Annotated in this window: 17 protein-coding genes; 11 read left to right on the plus strand and 6 right to left on the minus strand. The window is 64.2% G+C overall.

Translation table 11 applies throughout. From position 1 onward, the window contains the following. Positions 1–4 precede the first annotated feature (4 nt). The 7 genes from ACVWZP_RS03980 (at position 5) to dctM (ending at position 7,695) form a co-directional block, all read left to right on the plus strand. Positions 5–1,168 (plus strand): acyl-CoA dehydrogenase family protein, encoded by a 1,164-nt coding sequence (locus tag ACVWZP_RS03980; RefSeq protein WP_057004641.1) that lies wholly within the window; start codon positions 5–7, stop codon positions 1,166–1,168. Between the two features lie 10 nt (positions 1,169–1,178). Then, positions 1,179–2,528: an MmgE/PrpD family protein gene (locus ACVWZP_RS03985; protein ID WP_457369396.1), complete on the plus strand. Its 1,350-nt coding sequence runs from the start codon at positions 1,179–1,181 to the stop codon at positions 2,526–2,528. A 9-nt stretch (positions 2,529–2,537) separates the two neighbouring features. After that, positions 2,538–3,734: a CaiB/BaiF CoA transferase family protein gene (locus ACVWZP_RS03990; RefSeq protein ID WP_079444005.1), complete on the plus strand. Its 1,197-nt coding sequence runs from the start codon at positions 2,538–2,540 to the stop codon at positions 3,732–3,734. 14 nt (positions 3,735–3,748) lie between these two features. Beyond that, entirely contained in the window at positions 3,749–4,564 is an 816-nt protein-coding gene (locus ACVWZP_RS03995; protein WP_457369397.1) for an HpcH/HpaI aldolase/citrate lyase family protein, read from the plus strand. Between the two features lie 153 nt (positions 4,565–4,717). Further along, positions 4,718–5,701 carry a TRAP transporter substrate-binding protein gene (locus ACVWZP_RS04000; protein ID WP_079444003.1) on the plus strand — a complete coding sequence of 328 codons (984 nt, stop codon included), beginning with the start codon at positions 4,718–4,720 and terminating at the stop codon, positions 5,699–5,701. 81 nt (positions 5,702–5,782) lie between these two features. Next, the gene (locus ACVWZP_RS04005; protein ID WP_057004636.1) at positions 5,783–6,415 is read left to right on the plus strand and encodes a TRAP transporter small permease; all 633 of its coding nucleotides are present in this window, start codon (positions 5,783–5,785) and stop codon (positions 6,413–6,415) included. After that, on the plus strand, positions 6,415–7,695 hold the full coding sequence (gene dctM, locus ACVWZP_RS04010; RefSeq protein WP_017846452.1) for a C4-dicarboxylate TRAP transporter large permease protein DctM: 1,281 nt from the start codon (positions 6,415–6,417) through the stop codon (positions 7,693–7,695). Before ACVWZP_RS04005 ends, dctM begins: the two co-directional genes overlap by 1 nt. A 34-nt stretch (positions 7,696–7,729) precedes the next feature. Here dctM and ampC read toward each other — a convergent pair whose 3' ends face one another. Continuing rightward, positions 7,730–8,884, minus strand: coding sequence for a class C beta-lactamase (gene ampC, locus ACVWZP_RS04015; protein ID WP_057004635.1), 1,155 nt, complete (start codon positions 8,882–8,884; stop codon positions 7,730–7,732). Positions 8,885–9,012: 128 nt separating this feature from the next. On the opposite strand from ampC, the gene ACVWZP_RS04020 reads away from it, so the two are divergent. Further along, on the plus strand, positions 9,013–9,891 hold the full coding sequence (locus ACVWZP_RS04020) for a LysR family transcriptional regulator (protein WP_057004634.1): 879 nt from the start codon (positions 9,013–9,015) through the stop codon (positions 9,889–9,891). A gap of 64 nt (positions 9,892–9,955) precedes the next feature. On the opposite strand, the gene yghX is transcribed toward ACVWZP_RS04020, so the two are convergent. From yghX to ACVWZP_RS04035, 3 genes are all read right to left on the minus strand, one after another. Next, on the minus strand, positions 9,956–10,843 hold the full coding sequence (yghX, locus tag ACVWZP_RS04025) for a YghX family hydrolase (protein ID WP_104903304.1): 888 nt from the start codon (positions 10,841–10,843) through the stop codon (positions 9,956–9,958). 44 nt (positions 10,844–10,887) lie between these two features. Further along, positions 10,888–11,382, minus strand: a complete 495-nt coding sequence (locus ACVWZP_RS04030; RefSeq protein ID WP_046383638.1) for a PaaI family thioesterase — start codon at positions 11,380–11,382, stop codon at positions 10,888–10,890. Positions 11,383–11,465: 83 nt separating this feature from the next. Next, positions 11,466–12,356: a DMT family transporter gene (locus ACVWZP_RS04035; RefSeq protein WP_079443998.1), complete on the minus strand. Its 891-nt coding sequence runs from the start codon at positions 12,354–12,356 to the stop codon at positions 11,466–11,468. A gap of 91 nt (positions 12,357–12,447) precedes the next feature. Here ACVWZP_RS04035 and ACVWZP_RS04040 point away from each other — a divergent pair, with 91 nt between their 5' ends. From ACVWZP_RS04040 to ACVWZP_RS04050, 3 genes are all read left to right on the plus strand, one after another. Continuing rightward, the gene (locus tag ACVWZP_RS04040) at positions 12,448–13,773 is read left to right on the plus strand and encodes an aminotransferase-like domain-containing protein (RefSeq protein WP_046383636.1); all 1,326 of its coding nucleotides are present in this window, start codon (positions 12,448–12,450) and stop codon (positions 13,771–13,773) included. A 76-nt stretch (positions 13,774–13,849) separates the two neighbouring features. Continuing rightward, the gene (locus ACVWZP_RS04045; protein WP_046383635.1) at positions 13,850–14,062 is read left to right on the plus strand and encodes a DUF6434 domain-containing protein; all 213 of its coding nucleotides are present in this window, start codon (positions 13,850–13,852) and stop codon (positions 14,060–14,062) included. Next, positions 14,059–14,796, plus strand: a complete 738-nt coding sequence (locus tag ACVWZP_RS04050) for a CPBP family intramembrane glutamic endopeptidase (RefSeq protein WP_046383634.1) — start codon at positions 14,059–14,061, stop codon at positions 14,794–14,796. The genes ACVWZP_RS04045 and ACVWZP_RS04050 overlap by 4 nt, the downstream gene beginning before the upstream one ends. A gap of 51 nt (positions 14,797–14,847) precedes the next feature. On the opposite strand, the gene ACVWZP_RS04055 is transcribed toward ACVWZP_RS04050, so the two are convergent. Further along, positions 14,848–16,557 carry an amidase gene (locus ACVWZP_RS04055; RefSeq protein ID WP_185833395.1) on the minus strand — a complete coding sequence of 570 codons (1,710 nt, stop codon included), beginning with the start codon at positions 16,555–16,557 and terminating at the stop codon, positions 14,848–14,850. 54 nt (positions 16,558–16,611) lie between these two features. Further along, the gene (locus tag ACVWZP_RS04060; protein WP_457369398.1) at positions 16,612–17,400 is read right to left on the minus strand and encodes an MmyB family transcriptional regulator; all 789 of its coding nucleotides are present in this window, start codon (positions 17,398–17,400) and stop codon (positions 16,612–16,614) included. Between the last annotated feature and the right edge of the window lies 1 nt (position 17,401).

A 17,401-nucleotide genomic window follows, 5' to 3' on the forward strand; every position in this document is an offset into this window, starting at 1 on the left:
GTTAATGAACCCGAATGACAATGAAGCACTCAATGCCATCCGCGCGGGCGTGCGCGCCTTGTGCGCCGAATTCGATGCGGCGTACTGGCGTCGGATCGACGAAGAAAAAGCGTTCCCCGATGCCTTCGTCAAGGCCTTGACCGCCGCCGGCTGGCTGTCGGCGATGATCCCGGAAGAGTACGGCGGCTCCGGCCTCGGCCTGGCTGAAGCGTCGGTGATCCTTGAAGAGGTCAACCGTTGCGGCGGTAACTCCGGCACTGTCCACGGCCAGATGTACAACATGTTCACCCTGCTGCGCCACGGCAGCGCCGCGCAAAAACGCTTCTACCTGCCCAAGCTGGCCAGCGGCGAATTGCGACTGCAATCGATGGGCGTCACCGAGCCCAGCACCGGCACCGACACCACCAGGATCAAGACCACCGCGATCAAGCGCGGCGACAAGTACGTAATCAACGGCCAGAAAGTCTGGATCTCGCGGGTGCAGCATTCCGACCTGATGATCCTGCTGGCGCGCACCACGCCGCTGGCCGACGTGAAGAAAAAGTCCGAAGGCATGTCGATCTTCCTCGTGGACCTGCGCGAGGCGATCGGCAACGGCCTGACCGTGCAACCCATCGCCAACATGGTCAACCACGAAACCAACGAGCTGTTCTTCGACAACCTCGAACTGCCTCTGGACAGCCTGATCGGCGAAGAGGGCAAGGGCTTCAAGTACATCCTCGACGGCCTGAATGCTGAGCGCACCCTGATCGCCGCCGAGTGCATCGGCGATGGCCGCTGGTTTATCGAAAAGGCCAGCGCCTATGCCCGCGACCGCGTGGTGTTCGGCCGGCCCATCGGGCAGAACCAGGGCGTGCAGTTCCCGATTGCCGAAGCGCATATCGAAATCGAAGCGGCCGACCTGATGCGCTGGCGTGCCTGCGAGGAATACGACCGCGGCGCGCCTGCCGGGGCCAGCGCGAACATGGCCAAGTACCTGGCGGCCAAGGCGTCCTGGGAGGCGGCCAATGCGTGCCTGCAAACCCACGGCGGCTTTGGTTTTGCCTGCGAGTACGACGTGGAACGCAAATTCCGCGAGACCCGCCTGTACCAGGTGGCGCCGATCTCCACCAACCTGATCCTGTCCTACGTGGCCGAGCACTTGCTCGAGCTGCCACGCAGTTTCTGAGGGCCTGAACATGAGCCATACCCAAGCCCTGTGTCGGTTCCTCGCCGAATTGACCTATGCGCAGTTACCCGAACCGGTGCTGGCGCGCACCGAAGACCTTTTTCTCGATTGGCTGGCGTCGGCGCTGGCCAGCCAGGGCGCGCACCCGATACCACTGTTTGAACGCTACGCGCAGAAAATGGGGCCGAGCAGCGGCCCGGCGCAGGTGATCGTCAATGGCCGCAGCAGCAGCGCGTATTTCGCCGCGTTGGTCAACGGCGCCTCGTCGCACCTGGTGGAGCAGGATGACCTGCACAACAGCTCGGTGCTGCACCCGGCGACGGTGGTCTTTCCCGCAGCCCTGGCGGCGGCCCAGGACCTCGGCAAATCCGGCCGTGAACTGCTGCTGGCCGCGGTGGCCGGTTATGAAGCCGGGATTCGCATCGGCGAATTCATGGGCCGTTCCCACTACCGCATCTTCCACACCACCGCGACCGTCGGCACCTTGGCGGCGGCGGTGGCCGTGGGCAAATTGCTGGGGTTCGATCAGGAGCAATTCATCAACCTGCTCGGCAGCGCCGGCACCCAGGCTGCCGGGCTGTGGGAGTTTTTGCGCGATGCCGCCGACTCCAAGCAATTGCACACGGCCAAGGCGGCGGCGGATGGCTTGCTCGCCGCGTACCTGACGGCGGACGGGCTGACGGGCGCGCGCAATATCCTCGAAGGCGACCAGGGCCTGGCAGCCGGAATGTCCAGCGATGCCAAACCGCACAAGCTGTCCGCCGACCTCGGCCGGCGCTGGGCGCTGCTGGAAACCTCGTTCAAGTTCCATGCCTCGTGTCGCCACACCCATCCTGCCGCCGATGCGCTGCTGCAGTTGATGCAGCGTGAAGGCCTCGATGCCGCCGCGATCGCCAAGGTGCAGACCCGCGTGCATCAGGGCGCCATCGATGTGCTGGGGCGCGTCACTACGCCGGCCACCGTCCACCAGGCCAAGTTCTCCATGGGCACCGTGCTGGGCCTGATCGCCGTGCATGGCAAGGCCGGGCTGGTTGAGTTCCACACGCTGGCACTGAGCGATCCCGCCGTCTCGGCCTTTCGCGACAAGGTCAGCATGACCCTCGATCGCGAAGTCGACGACGCCTATCCGCAGCGTTGGCTGGGCCGCGTCACCGTCACCACCGAGGATGGCCGCACGCTGCACGGCGCTATCGACGAGCCCAAGGGCGACCCCGGCAACAGCCTCAGCCGCGCCGAGCTGGCGGATAAATTCCAGCGCCTCAGCCAGTTCAGCGGCGCACGCACCCCGGCCGAGGCCGACGCGTTGATCGCCAAGGTCTGGCAGTTGCGCAACACCCCGTCCATGGCCCACTGGCTTTGAGGAATCGTCATGACTGCTAATCAACGACCGCTGGACGGTATCACCGTTGTCAGCCTGGAACATGCGATTGCCGCACCCTTTTGCACACGCCAATTGGCCGATCTCGGCGCGCGTGTGATCAAGATCGAACGCCCCGGCAGCGGTGACTTCGCCCGTGGCTATGACGAACGCGTGCGCGGCCTGGCGTCGCATTTCGTGTGGACCAACCGCTCCAAGGAAAGCCTGACCCTGGACCTCAAGCAAGACGCGGCGGGCGCCATTCTCGACAGCTTGCTCGCCGACGCCGATGTACTGGTGCAGAACCTCGCACCCGGTGCAGCGGCGCGCATGGGTCTGTCGTTCGAGACGCTGCATGCGCGCTTCCCGCGCTTGATCGTCTGCGATATTTCCGGCTATGGCGAAGGCGGGCCCTACGCGCAAAAGAAGGCTTATGACCTGTTGATCCAGAGCGAGGGCGGCTTTCTGTCGGTGACCGGCGGGCCCGCTGACGACCAGATGGCCAAGGCCGGTTGCTCCATCGCCGACATCGCCGCCGGCATGTACGCCTACAGCGGCATCCTCTCGGCGCTGTTGTTGCGCGGCAAGACCGGCGAGGGCAGCCGTATCGACGTGAGCATGCTGGAAAGCCTGGTGGAGTGGATGGGCTACCCGATGTACTACGCCTTCGACGGAGCACCGCCACCGCCGCGTGCCGGGGCGGCGCATTCGACGATTTATCCCTACGGACCGTTTCCCACCGGCGACGGCGGTACGGTGATGCTCGGCTTGCAGAACGAGCGCGAATGGGCGGCGTTCTGCGACAAGGTGCTGCTCACCCCGGCGCTGGCCACGGACGAGCGCTTCTGCGCCAACTTCAAGCGCTCGGCCAACCGCGAGGCGCTGCGCCGGATCATCGTCGACAGCTTCGCCCGACTCGACGCCGAGGCCGTCATCCAGCGCCTGGAACATGCGCAGATCGCCAGTGCCCGCGTCAACGATATGCACGGCGTGTGGGACCACCCGCAACTCAAGGCACGTGACAGCTGGCGCGAAGTCGCGAGCCCGGCCGGTCCGCTGCCAGCGCTGTTGCCGCCAGCGCGCAATACGGCATTCAGCCCGCGCATGGATGCGGTGCCCGCGTTAGGCGAGCACAGCCAGGGCATTCTCGATCAGCTCGGTTATTCGGGCGAAACCATCGACGACCTGCGCGCGCGCGGCGTTATCTGACAAGGAGTGTGGTGATGCCAACGCCTGTAGTTCGTTCAGCCCTGTTCGTTCCCGGCAGCCGCCCGGAGCGGTTTTCCAAAGCGCTGGCCAGCGGTGCCGACGCGGTGATTGTGGATTTTGAAGACGCGGTAGAAGAGCTGCTCAAGCGGCAGGCGCGGGAGAACCTTGGCGCGTTTTTGCGCGCCCACTCCGACGCCCGGGTGTGGGTGCGGATCAACGCGCCGGAGCACGCCGAACACGCTGACGATGTGGCGTTCTGCAACGCCCATGCAAACGTGGCGGGCGTGCTGCTGCCGAAAGTCGAAAGTGCCGCCCAGGTCGCGGTGGTGGCCGCCGCCGGCAAACGGATCTGGCCGATTATCGAAAGCGCCAAGGGCCTGCTGGCGGTGGCCGCGATTGCCCATGCGCGGCAGGTGGAGCGCCTGTCGTTCGGCGGCCTGGACCTGGCGCTCGACTTGAATCTGAGCAGCCCTTCGCCAGCGGCTGACTTTGCCCTGGACCAGGCGCGCCTGGCGCTGATCGTGCATTCCCGCGCCGCCGGCCTGGTGGCCCCGCTGGACGGCGTCCACCCGGCCATCGACGACCCCGAAGGCCTGCGTCGCTCGATCCGGCATGCCTATGAAATGGGCTTTGCCGGCGCGCTGTGCATCCATCCCCGGCAGGTGGCGGTGATCCATGCGGCCTTGGCACCGAGCGCCGCAGACCTGGCCTGGGCCAAGCGCGTGGTGGCGGGCGGAGCCCACGGGGCAGGCGCGTATCAGATCGATGGGCAGATGGTGGATGCCCCGGTTCTGTTGCGCGCACAACGGCTGCTCGCCGCCCAGCGCTGACCGCAGCCGAAGCCAGAGGCGAGAGAGGATCTGCATTTTCGTTCGGGCTGGCGTTCATCTAGGCCGAACGCAGGTATCAAAAATTCGAAATTCACTACACGCGCCATATCAGGCACCTTGCCCTACAACACAACAATAAGAAGGTGATTTCCCATGCTCAAGCTCTCCCGGGCGCTGTTCTGCGCCGCCACCTTGTTCGTCGTGGGCCTGGCCCAGGCGGCGGACCCGATTGTGATCAAGTTCGCCCATGTGGTCGCCGAAAACACGCCCAAAGGCCAGGGCGCGTTGCTGTTCAAGAAACTTGCCGAAGAACGCCTGCCGGGCGTGGTCAAGGTCGAGGTGTACCCTAACTCGTCGCTGTTCGGCGACGGCAAGGAAATGGAAGCGCTGCTGTTGGGCGATGTGCAGATGCTCGCGCCGTCCCTGGCCAAGTTCGAGCAATACACCAGACAGGTGCAGATCTATGACCTGCCGTTCCTGTTCAACGACCTGGCCGCCGTCGACCGCTTCCAGGCCGCCCAAGGCAAGCAGTTACTGACCTCGATGCAGAACAAGAACATCCTCGGCCTGGCCTATTGGCACAACGGTCTCAAGCAGTTGTCGGCCAACAAAGCCCTGCACGAACCCAAGGACGCCCGTGGCCTGAAGTTCCGCGTGCAAGCCTCCAGCGTGCTTGAAGAACAGTTCAAGGCGATCCGCGCCAACCCGCGCAAGATGAGCTTTGCCGAGGTCTACCAGGGCTTGCAGACCGGTACGGTCAACGGCACCGAAAACACCTGGTCGAACTATGAAAGCCAGAAGGTCAACGAGGTGCAGAAGTACTTCACCGAGTCCAACCATGGCCTGATCGACTACATGGTGATCACCAACGCGAAGTTCTGGAACGGCCTGCCAGCGGATGTGCGCAGCACCCTGGAGCAGATCATGGCCGAGGTCACCGTTGAGGTGAACAAGCAGGCCGAGGCGCTGAACCAGTCGGCCAAACAGAAGATCGTCGACGCCAAGACCAGCGAAATCATCGAACTGACCCCCGCGCAACGCCAGCAATGGCGCGAAGCCATGCGCCCGGTCTGGCAGATGTTCGAAGGCGAGATCGGGGCTGACCTGATCAAGGCGGCGGATGCGTCCAACCTGTAATGCCGGGGCATACCGAGATCCCTCCCACAGGTTGATCCGGTTTCCACTCTGAAACCTATTCCCGCTTCGCGAGGTTTTGCCATGCAAACGCTCAGGCGCGTCTGGGAGCACCTGGAGGAAGGCGTCATTGCCTTCCTGCTGGCCGCCATGACCCTGGTGACATTCGTCTACGTCATGCTCAACAACATCTACACGCTGTTCTTTGCCCTGGCCGACCAGTGGGCCTGGAGCAGCCATTTTTTCAACGCCCTGGGCGACGGCACCATGACCTGGGCCCAGGACATGACCTGGAGCGTGGCGCTGACCAAGGCCATGTTCGGCTGGCTGATTTTCTTCGGCATTTCCTACGGCGTGCGTACCGCCGGCCACCTTGGGGTGGATGCGCTGGTCAAGCTGACCGGACGCCGGGTGCAGCGCTTGCTTGGGATGCTTGCCTGCCTGTGCTGCCTGGCCTACGCCGGGCTGTTCATGGTCGCCAGTTACAGGTGGGTGAGTGCGGTGATGACAGCACACATCGGCGCCGAAGACCTCGACCAGTTCGGCATCGATGTCGGCGACATCGTGCTCATCGTGCCGGTCGGTTTTGCTCTGGTGTTTATCCGCTACCTGGAAATTTTCTATCGCCTGTTCACCCACCGCCAGGTCGGGTTGGGGCTGGCCGACGAGGCCGGTGAGGCGAGCAAATTGGCCGGCGGCCATGAGGAGCGTCACTGATGGCCGTGCTCTGTCTGTTTCTGCTGTTGTTTGTGTTCATGTTCCTCGGCGTGCCCGTCGCGATTTCCCTCGGATTGTCCGGCGCGGTGTCGATCCTGATGTTCAGCCAGGACTCGGTGAGTTCCCTGGCGATCAAGCTGTTCGAAACCTCGGATGCCTATACCTTCCTGGCGATTCCGTTCTTCCTGCTGTCCGGTGCGTTCATGACCACCGGCGGCGTGGCGCAGCGTCTGATCGACTTCGCCAATGCGTGTGTCGGACATATCCGTGGCGGCCTGGCGATTGCGGCGGTGTTGGCGTGCATGTTGTTTGCCGCGCTGTCCGGTTCGTCACCGGCCACCGTGGCGGCCGTAGGTTCGATTGCGGTGGCCGGGATGGTGCGCTCCGGTTACCCGAAGGCGTTCGGCGCGGGCATCATCTGCAACGCCGGCACCCTGGGCATCCTGATTCCGCCGTCGATCGTGATGGTGGTGTATTCGGCCGCCACGGAAACGTCAGTCGGCAAGTTGTTCATGGCCGGGGTGATCCCGGGGCTGCTGCTGGGCCTGATGCTGATGGTCGCGATCTATATCGTGGCGCGCATCAAGAAGCTGCCGGCGCAGCCACGGGCGAGCTTTCGCGAGTGGCTGGCCTGCGCGCGCCGTGCGTTCTGGGGCTTGCTGCTGCTGGTGATCATCCTCGGCGGCATCTACAGCGGGATGTTCACCCCGACCGAAGCCGCGGCGGTGGCAGCGGTGTACTCGGCGTTTGTCGCGCTGTTCGTCTACAAGGACATGAGTCTGCGCGACTGTCCCAAGGTGCTGCTGGAGTCCGGGCGGCTGGCGATCATGCTGATGTTTATCATCGCCAATGCGATGCTCTTCGCCCATGTGTTGACCACCGAACAGATCCCCCAGGAAATCACCGCCTGGGTGCTGTCCGAGGGCCTCACGCCGATCGGCTTCCTGATCATGGTCAACGTGGTCTTGCTGATCGCCGGCAGTTTCATGGAACCGTCGGCGATCGTGTTGATCCTGGCGCCGATCTTCTTCCCGATCGCGATGAAGCTGGGCATCGATCCGATTCACTTGGGGATCGTGATGGTGGTGAATATGGAAATCGGCCTGGTTCACCCGCCGGTGGGCTTGAACCTGTTCGTGACCTCGGCGGTGACCGGCTTGACGCTGGGGCAGACCATTCGTGCGGCGATGCCGTGGCTGATGATCCTGTTGGTGTTCCTGATCATGGTCACCTACCTGCCGTTCATCTCGCTGGCGCTGCCGCACTGGCTGGGGATGTAGACCTCACGATGTGGGAGCCTGGCTCCCACCTTGCTCAGTGATCCAGCGCGCTCAGGATCGCATGGGCGACCTTGACCCGCTCGGCATTCGGATAGTTCTTGTTCGCCAGAATCACCACGCCCATGTCCTTGCTTGGCACATACGCCACATACGCGCCAAAGCCTGCGGTTGAGCCGGTTTTGTTGTACAGCACGTTGGCCGGTTGCGCTTGCGGCGTCGCCAGCCAATCGGGACGGTGAGGTTCCATGGCCATCGGTGTCGAGTTGCCGTCAATCAGCGCTTGCAGGGCGATGGGGTAGGGGTAGTACTCCCAGCCCAGGCCCTGGGTCATGCCGTTCACGCGGTAATAACCAGCGTGGGTACTGGCGATGGCTTGTTGCAGCGGCTTTTCCAGGGTTTGCGGGTGCAGGTTGGCGATCACATAGCGCGCCAGGTCGTGGGTGCTGGTCTTGATGCCGTAGGCTTCGCTGTCCAGTGCGCCAGGGCTTACACGGACGGGTTTCTGCTGCTTGTCGTAGCCTTGGGCGTACTCGCCGGATTGCGCGGTGGGCACGCTGAGGTGGGTGTTGCTCAACCCCAGCTTGGGCAGCAGGGTGTGCTCCATGGCGACATTGAACGGCTGGCCCAGGCTTCGCGCCGCGAGGTAGCCAAACAGGCCGATGCTCGGGTTGGAATAGAGACGTTGCGCGCCAGGGGCGTAGCTGGGTTTCCAGCGCTGGAAGTAGCCGAGCATGGCGTCGGCGTTGTCGGCGGCATCCGGAAACTGCAGCGGCAGGCCGCCGGGGGTGTACGTCGCCAGTTGCAGCAGGCTGATGCGGTCAAAGGCGCTGCCGGCCAACGCAGGCCAGTATTGGCTGGCCTTGTCCGACAGCGTGAGCTTGCCGATGGCCTGGGCGTAACCGCCCAGGGTTGCGGTGAAGGTTTTGCTCACTGAGCCGATTTCGAACAAGGTGTTTTGGTTGACCGGTTGCTGCGCTTCTTTCGATGCCATGCCGTAGTTAAAGTATTGCACCTTGCCGTTCTGCACCACCGCCACCGCCAGGCCGGGAATGGCCTGTTGCTGCATCAGCGGTTTGACGCTGGCGTCTACCACGGCCTGCAGGTCGGTGGCGGCCAGGCACTGGCCGGCGCCGAGAAACATTGCCAGCGCTGTTAAATGACGCACTCCAAATACCGCTTGTTGGGGCATGATATCGCTTCCATGAGTATGATCGATTGAATGAACAGCCTGCGCGGGCGTGCCAAAGGTAGACAGTTCGCCGGGCCTGGGCAAACGATGATATTTCGCACCAGCCATTAGAAAAATTAGGGGCAAGCATGCTGCGTTCCCATCTGCCTCTCAATGCCCTGCGCGCATTCGAGGCCTCCGCCCGGCACCTGAGTTTTACGCGGGCCGCCATTGAGTTATGTGTCACCCAGGCGGCGGTCAGCCACCAGGTCAAGAGCCTGGAGGCGCAACTGAACGTCACCCTGTTCAAACGCCTGCCGCGTGGCCTGATGCTGACCCGCGAAGGCGAGACGTTGTTGCCGGTGCTGCGCGAATCCTTCGACCGCATTGCCCACACCCTGGGCCAGTTCGAAGGCGGGCACTACCGCGAAGTGCTCAGCGTCGGCGCGGTCGGCACTTTTGCGGTGGGCTGGCTGCTGCCGCGCCTGGCGGACTTCCAGCACCGCTACCCGTTTATCGACCTGCGCCTGTCGACGCACAACAACCGTGTCGATGTCGCCGCCGAAGGCCTGGATTACGCGATCCGTTTCGGCGCCGGGGCCTGGCATGGCACCGACGCCTGCCCATTGTTCGAAGCGCCGCTGACGGTGCTCTGCGTGCCGTCAATCGCCGAGCAGTTACACACGCCGGTCGAGCTGTTGAAGCACACGGTGCTGCGCTCCTATCGCGCCGATGAGTGGAACCTGTGGTTCCAGGCCGCCGGGCTGCCTGCCGACACCCTGGTGCCGCGCAGCATCGTGTTTGACTCATCGTTGGCGATGATGGAAGCAGCGCTGCAGGGTGTCGGTGTGGCGTTGGCCCCTGCGCTGATGTTCTCGCGACAACTGGAAAGTGATGCGATCCGCCAGCCCTTCAACGTGGGCATCAGCACCGGCAGCTATTGGTTGACGCGCCTGCAGTCACGCGCCGAAACCTCGGCGATGCAGGCGTTCAAGGCCTGGCTGACGGTGATGGCGGCGCAGGGCTGAGATTTTCATCAAGAAGCAAAATGAAACAGTTGTCGGCGGCTAACCTCTACACATTCAGAGGCGGTCAGGCCAGGTATTTGTTGAACCACCCCAGCGTGCGCTGCCACGCCAGGTTCGCCGCCGCCTCGTCATAACGCGGCGTCGAGTCGTTGTGAAAACCGTGGTTGGCGCCCTTGTAGATATACGCTTCATAGGTAGTGCCCGCGGCCTTCAGGGCCTTTTCATAGGCCGGCCAGCCTTCGTTGATCCGCGTATCCAGTTCGCCGTAATGCAGCATGATCGGTGCCTTGATGCGCGGCACGTCCTTGGCCTCTGGCTGCCGCCCGTAAAATGACACGGCGGCGCCCAGCTCCGGGTAGGCCACGGCTGCTGCATTGACCACGCCGCCGCCATAGCAGAAGCCGGTAATCCCGACTTTGCCGGTGCTGTTGTCGTGGTGCATCAGCCACTCGATGGCGGCGAAGAAGTCGTTCATCAGCTTGGTCGGGTCGACTTTTTGTTGCAGCGCTACGCCTTTTTCATCGTTGCCGGGGTAGCCACCCACGGATGTCAGGCCATCCGGCGCGAGGGCGATAAAGCCGGCCTTGGCCAGGCGCCGGGCGACGTCTTCGATATACGGGTTGAGGCCGCGGTTTTCATGCACCACGACCACGGCGGGGATTTTGCCGGTGGCCTTGGCCGGGCGCACCAGATAGCCGCGCACCGTGCCGTTGCCCTTGGGCGAAGGGTAGGTGATGTAGTCCGCGACGATGTCCGGGTCGGTGAATTTCACTTGCTCGGCCAGCGCATAGTTGGGGCTCAGGGCGGCGAGCAGCGCCGACGCGGTGAGCCCGCCGAAGGTGAACAGTGCAGCGCGGTCGAGAAACTCGCGGCGGTTGATCTTGCCGTGGGCGTAGCCGTCGTAGAGCTCCAGCAGTTCGGGGGCGAAGTCTTTCGCGGTGAGACGAGTCATCGGTGCAGTCCTCGATTAGCGGTGCCAGTCAATGTAGACCAGGATCACGCGTTGCGAGCGTGGGCGGCGGCGGCCAGTTGCCCGGTATCGACGCGCACAAACACCGAATCGCCGATCGCCGTGAGCACATCGCCGGCGTATACCTCGCAGACCACGCGGCTTTTACGCCCCACATCGCCCTCGACCCGGGCACGCAAGGTCAGCGTGACACCCAGGGGCGTGGGCTTGATGAATTTGATCCCGAGATGCCCGGTCACGCAGTCGATACGCGGCAGGCTGCCGGGTTCGCGTTGTTCGGCGCGGTAGTGGTAGGCCATGGCGGTCCAGTTCGAGTGGCAGTCCACCAGCATGGCGATCAGGCCGCCGTAGACCAGATCCGGCCAGCCGCTGTATTTCGCTTCCGGTTGGTGCTCGGCGACCACGTGAATGCCATCGGCATCCCAGCGGCTCTTGATATGCAGGCCATGGGGGTTGTTGCCGCCGCAGCCGTAGCAGATGCCTTCGGGGGCGGTGGTGTCTTGCAGTGACGGGGTGTGCATGCCAAGTCCTTATTGTTCTGGGAGGGGACTGTCCTGTTTAACAGGACGCGCGCCGGATGGGAATAATGCCATCGCCGCAGACGCTAGCGCGCAAACCGCTTGGCTCCGGCCACACAGCCGATCACCGCGACTGTCACCAGCACCATGCCCAGGCTGACCTGCTCATGCAGCAGGCCCGCCGCCAGCGCCAGGCCGAAGAACGGTTGCAGCAACTGCAACTGGCCGACTGCGGCGATGCCGCCCTGGGCCAGCCCGCGGTACCAGAACACAAACCCGATCAACATGCTGAACAGCGCCACATAGCCCAGGCTCAGCCACGCCGGCAGGCTGATGCCAGTGAAGGTCGGCGGCGCGAGCATCAGGCTCAACGGCAGCGCCACCGGCAACGACACCACCAGCGCCCAGCAGATCACTTGCCAGCCGCCCAGGCTGCGCGACAGCTTGGCGCCCTCGGCGTAACCCAGGCCGCACACCAGCACCGCCAACAGCATCAGCAGGTCACCGGCCGGGGCGGCGCTCAGGCCCTGGGCGACGGCATACCCCATCACCAGCGCGCTGCCCAGGATCGAAAACAACCAGAACACCGGGCGTGGCCGCTCACCGCCGCGCAGTACGCCAAAGAGCGCCGTGGCCAGCGGCAACAGGCCGATAAACACGATGGAGTGCGCGGACGTCACGTATTGCAGGGCCAGCGCCGTCAGCAAGGGGAAGCCGATGACCACGCCGAGGGCGACGATGACCAGGGGCAGCCATTGCGCGCGTGTTGGGCGTTTTTCCTTGAAAAAAACCAACAGGCACAACGCCAACACGCCGGCCAGGGTGGCGCGCAGCAGGGTGAGGAACACCGGTTCGAATTCCATCACCGCCAGACGCGTCGCCGGCAACGAACCGCTGAAAATCACCACGCCGATAAAGCCATTGATCCAACCCTGGGTGCTGTTGGCCAGGGGATTGAGCGGTGAGGTCTGTTCCATGAAGGGGGCCCGAAAAAAGGAGAGGTTGCGTGCGGGCCATGCTAGGCAGGAAGATTAAGACAATCAAAAAATTGTCATGGATACATCGCCCATGCCCCGCGCCCGTTACAAAAACCTGGTCGACACCTTCGCCGAGGACATCCGCAGCGGCAGGCTGTCGCCCGGCGAGCGTCTGCCCACCCATCGGCAATTGGCCGCGCGCCACGGCCTCGCGCTGGTCACCGCGAGCCGCGTGTACAGCGAGCTGGCGGCGATGGGCCTGGTCAGCGGTGAAACCGGTCGCGGCACCTTCGTGCGCGAGATCTCGCTGCCGCCGGGGCAGGGCAGTGGGCAGATGAGCGTGGCGCCGGGCATGCTGGATCTGAATTTCAATTACCCGTCATTGCCGGGCCAGGCCGAGCTGCTGCGCACGGCATTGCGTCAACTGGCGCTGTCGGGCGATCTGCAAGCGTTACTGCGTTACCAGCCCCACGCCGGGCGCCAGCATGAACGCGCGGCGGTGGCGCGCCATCTGCTGAGTCGAGGGCTGACGGTCGAGGCCGATCAGGTGCTGCTGGTCAGCGGCGCGCAACATGGGTTGGCCGTGACGCTGATGGCGCTGCTCAAACCGGGGGATGTGATTGCCGTCGACGCGCTGACCTATTCAGGCTTCAAGGTGCTGGCCGAGACCCTGCACCTGGAAATGCTGGCGATCCCGCTCACCGCCAGCGGCCCCGACCTTGATCATCTGCACAGCCTGTGTCGCAAGCATCCGGTCCGCGCGGTGTATAGCATGCCGACCGTGCATAACCCGCTGGGTTGGGTGATGAGCCTGGAGCAACGCGAACAACTGGTAGCCATCGCCCGTCAGCACAACCTGATGATCATCGAGGACGCGGCCTACGCATTTCTGGCAGAACACGCGCCACCGCCGTTGGCGACACTCGCGCCGGAACGCACGGTGTATGTCGGCGGCTTTTCCAAAAGCGTCGCCACCGGCCTGCGGGTCGGCTTTGTGTCAGCCCCGGCAGCGTGGGTGAAGGCCCTGGAACGCAGCATCATGGCCACGACCTGGAATGTGCCGGGGGTAATGAGCGCGATTGCCGTGGCCTGGCTCGACGACGGCACGGTGGCTCAACTGGAAGCACAGAAACGCCAGGATGCCCGGGCGCGCCAGGCATTGGCGGCACAGGTGCTGAAGGGGCTGACGTACATCAGCCATCCTTCGTCGTATTTTCTCTGGTTGCCCCTGGCGGAAGAGGCCCGCGCCGATCAGATCGCCATGACCTTGCAGCGCGAAAATATCGCCGTGTCCACCGCCGAACCGTTTGCCGTATCCGCCCATGTACCGCATGCGCTGCGCCTGGCGTTGGGCTCGGTGGACATGACGGCGCTGCGCGAGGCCTTGCTGGCGGTACGCAAGGTGGTGGCGTGGTGACGCTATCCGGCACTTCCTGCTTAACTGGCACATCGCTATGCTACGGCGAAAACAACAAACCGCCTTGTGAGAAAACATGGACTTTAATTGGCACAGCGACCCCATCACCCGCAGCACCCCGATCACCCCGCGCTACAAAAACACCCAGAACGTGCGCCGTTTCATGCTTGAACACTGCGGCCCGGGGTTTAAGTTCGACCGCGCATTCATGGCCTGGATTCGCAACGATACGGCCAAAACCCTGGGCGATATGGTGGATGAGTGGCAGCGTCGAAACGCCGGCTTATGATTACTCAAGGCATGGCGACACTGGTTAACTACGGCATCCATTTGACGCCAGGCCTGCTGCTGTTCGGCGCGTGGTTCGCGCTCACACCCAGGTCGATGACGGCGATCCGCATCCTGATTCTGTTGGCGGCGTTTGTGCTGATGCGCGATGCGATGACGCCGTTGCGCATGTGGGCGCTCAGTGACGATGTGCAGATAGCATTCACCGCCAACACCTTTGTGCTGGCGGCGCTGGGCGGACTATCGCTGTTGCTGGTTGCCGGGCTCGCGTGGGTAGCGCCGGACTTGTCGCGGCTGGTCTTGTGGTCCAAGGGCAATTGCGCCGTCGGACTGGCGAGGGGCCTGGCGGTGGGCTGCCTGATCGGCGTACCGCTGCGGCTTTACCAGGGCGTGGATACGCAAGCGATCCACGATTACTGGGTGTGGCTGCCAGGCATGGTGGTATTGGCCTATGGCGCCAATGCGTTGGAAGAGGTGTTGTTTCGCGGTTATCTGCAGGGGTATCTGGAACAACAACTGACGCCGCTGCGGGCGGCCTTGATCAGCGGCGTGGCGTTCGCGGCCTGCCATGCGTTCCTGGCCCTGAGCGTCACTCAATTGGGCTGGCCGGTGTTGCTGTTTACCCTGATCGAAGGGCTGGCCTGCGCGTTGTTGCGCATGCGTCATGGTGTGTTGGCCGCGACGCTCGCCCATGGCACGGCGATCCTGTTGATTGCCGTGCCTCTGGTTGCCTGAGTGAGCAGCGCAACCAGGTGGGAGCGGTGGCTCCCACCGTTGGACCGCGCGTCAGCGTGGCGTGAGCGCCGGCGTGCGCGGCGGAACCAGGCGTTTGCTGCCGGTGGCTTCATACGCTGACGCCAGCTGCAGCAACCTGGAGTCATCGTAGGCGCGCCCGGCAAAGGTCAGCCCGACCGGCATGCCGATATCCGCCATCACGCCCATCGGCACGGTAACGGTCGGCACGCCCAAGTGGCGGATGGCAAGGTTGCCGTTGGCCACCCACACGCCATTGCTCCAGGCGATGTCGGCGGACGCTTCGTTCACATCGGCATCGGCAGGGCCGACGTCGGCGACGGTGGGGAAGATCACGGCATCGAGGCCGAGCTTATCCATCCAGTCTTCGAGGTCGATGCGCCGGGTCTGTTCGAGGCCGCGCAGGCCGTCGGGCAGGGTGCTGATCTGGTTCCACGGGGTAATCCCGCGTTGGGCCATCCGCACGTATTCGTCCATGCCGGCGGCCAGTTCGTCTTCACGGTTGGGCAAGGTGCCGGGGTCATGGGGGAAAATCTTCGGCCCGTCGACATCCGCCAGGCGGTTCAGGTTCGGGTCGTTATTGGCGCGCAGGAAGTCATCGAAGGCCCACGCGGACAGTTCCCACAACTCATCGTGGAGGAACTCCTTGGACACCAGGCCACGGGTAAACACCGTCGGTGCGCCGGGGCGGTCGCCTTCGCAGTTGGACACCAGGGGGAAGTCCACTTCGATGACTTCGGCGCCGGCCGCTTCGAGGGCCTGGCGCGCGGCTTGCCACAGGGCGATGACGCTGGCGCGGGTGATGATCTTTTGCCCGGTCGGGCCACCGATGCCGGGTTTCTCGCTGGTGCCGGCGTCGGGGTCGGCGTTGATGTACATGCGCGGTACGCCAAAGCGTTTGCCGGCGAGGGATGCGGCGGTCGCGGCCAGTTCAGCGTAAGCCGCCGGGCGCACCGAAGCGACGCTGGGGATGGGCACCCAGGGTTGCAGGCGCCACAGGTCGCCGCGGGTGTCGGGGTCTTCGGCGACCACCACGTCGAGTACTTCCAGCAGGTCGGCCATGGTGCGCGCATAAGGCACCACCACGTCCATGGTAGGGGTCAGCGGCCAGTTGCCGCGCACCGAAATCACCCCACGGGACGGGGTATAGGCACACAGGCCGTTGTTGGACGCCGGGCCACGCCCGCTCGACCAGGTTTCTTCCGCCAGACCGAATGCCGCGAAGCTCGCGGCAGTCGCGGTGCCGGCGCCGTTGGACGAGCCGGAGGCAAACGGTGCCGTCAGGTAGGCGGCGTTATACGGGCTTTCCGCGCGGCCGTACACGCCACGCTGCATGCCGCCATTGGCCATCGGCGGCATGTTGGTCTTGCCCAGGCAGATGGCACCACCGGCCCGCAGCCGTTCGATGCTGAAGGCGTCGCGCTGGGCAACCAGTTTGGCGAACGCCGGACTGCCGGACGCCGCCGTGAGGCCCTTGATCAGGTAACTGTCCTTGGCGGTATAGGGAATGCCGTCGAGCGGTCCCAGCGTTGCGCCCTTGGCCCGGCGCGCATCGGACGCCTCGGCTTCGTCCAGGGCCGCGGGGTTGCGCACCACCACGGCATTCAGCGCGGTCGCGGTCTGCGCGCCGTCGTAGGCGTCGATCCGCGCCAGATAAGCCTGGACCAGTTCGACGGCCGTGGTCTGGCCGGACTCAAGCGCCGCGCGCAATTGGGCAATGGAGACTTCGGTAACTTGCATCAGGTTTTTTTCGCCGCCTTCAAGTGGGGGTATGGCGGCAGTCTACGGACAGATATTTCACAAAACCAGCGCCGCATAACCTTCGAAAGCGCTGCGCATGACCTGCCATGTGAAGTCGTCGGCGGGAATCAGATGCTCGATCCGCAGCGAGGTGAGGGTAATGTCCTGGGGCATGCCGAAGGTGGTGAAGGTCGATAGAAAGTTCAGCTCGCCCTGGGTCGAGCGCACGCGGGTCAACACCAGTGGCGGCATGTCGCTGGGCAGTTCGGTGTGGGCGGGCGCCGGCAGGCTGGCCAGCAGCGCCGCCAACGATGGGTTGGTCAAGGCCTCGCGTGTTGCCCGTTGCCAGGCGAGGGTGCGGATCTCTTCGGCGTTGATCAGGTGATCGCCCAGGCCGCCCGATTGCAGCAGGGTGCTCAGCAGGTTCACGCCATCGGCGGCGCCCGGGTCGATCCCGACCAAGCCAAAGAGCACGGTAGTGCTGGTGTTGGCCGCCAGCACCTGCCACTCACTGCCGAGCAGAATCGCCGGGGCGGGGTTGTTGGCGTGCAGCACATGGCTGACCGCTTCGCGAATGGCCGCCATGGCCGGCGAGGCGAGGGGGGTGGCGGCATAACGCGGGGCAAAGCCGGCGGCGAGGAATACGCGGTTGCACTGGTCGAGGGGCACCTGCAGCGCGCTCAGCAGATTGTGCAGGGTGCCGGGGCTCGGCTTGGCGCGGCCGGTTTCCAGGCAACTGAGATGACGCTGCGAGACTCCGGTGATCAGGGCCAGGTCGAGCTGGCTCAACTGTGCCTGGCGGCGTAGCCGGCGCAAGTGTTCGCCGGCGGTAGCAGGATTGTCCATG

Source organism: Pseudomonas sp. TE36184, from assembly GCF_054060055.1.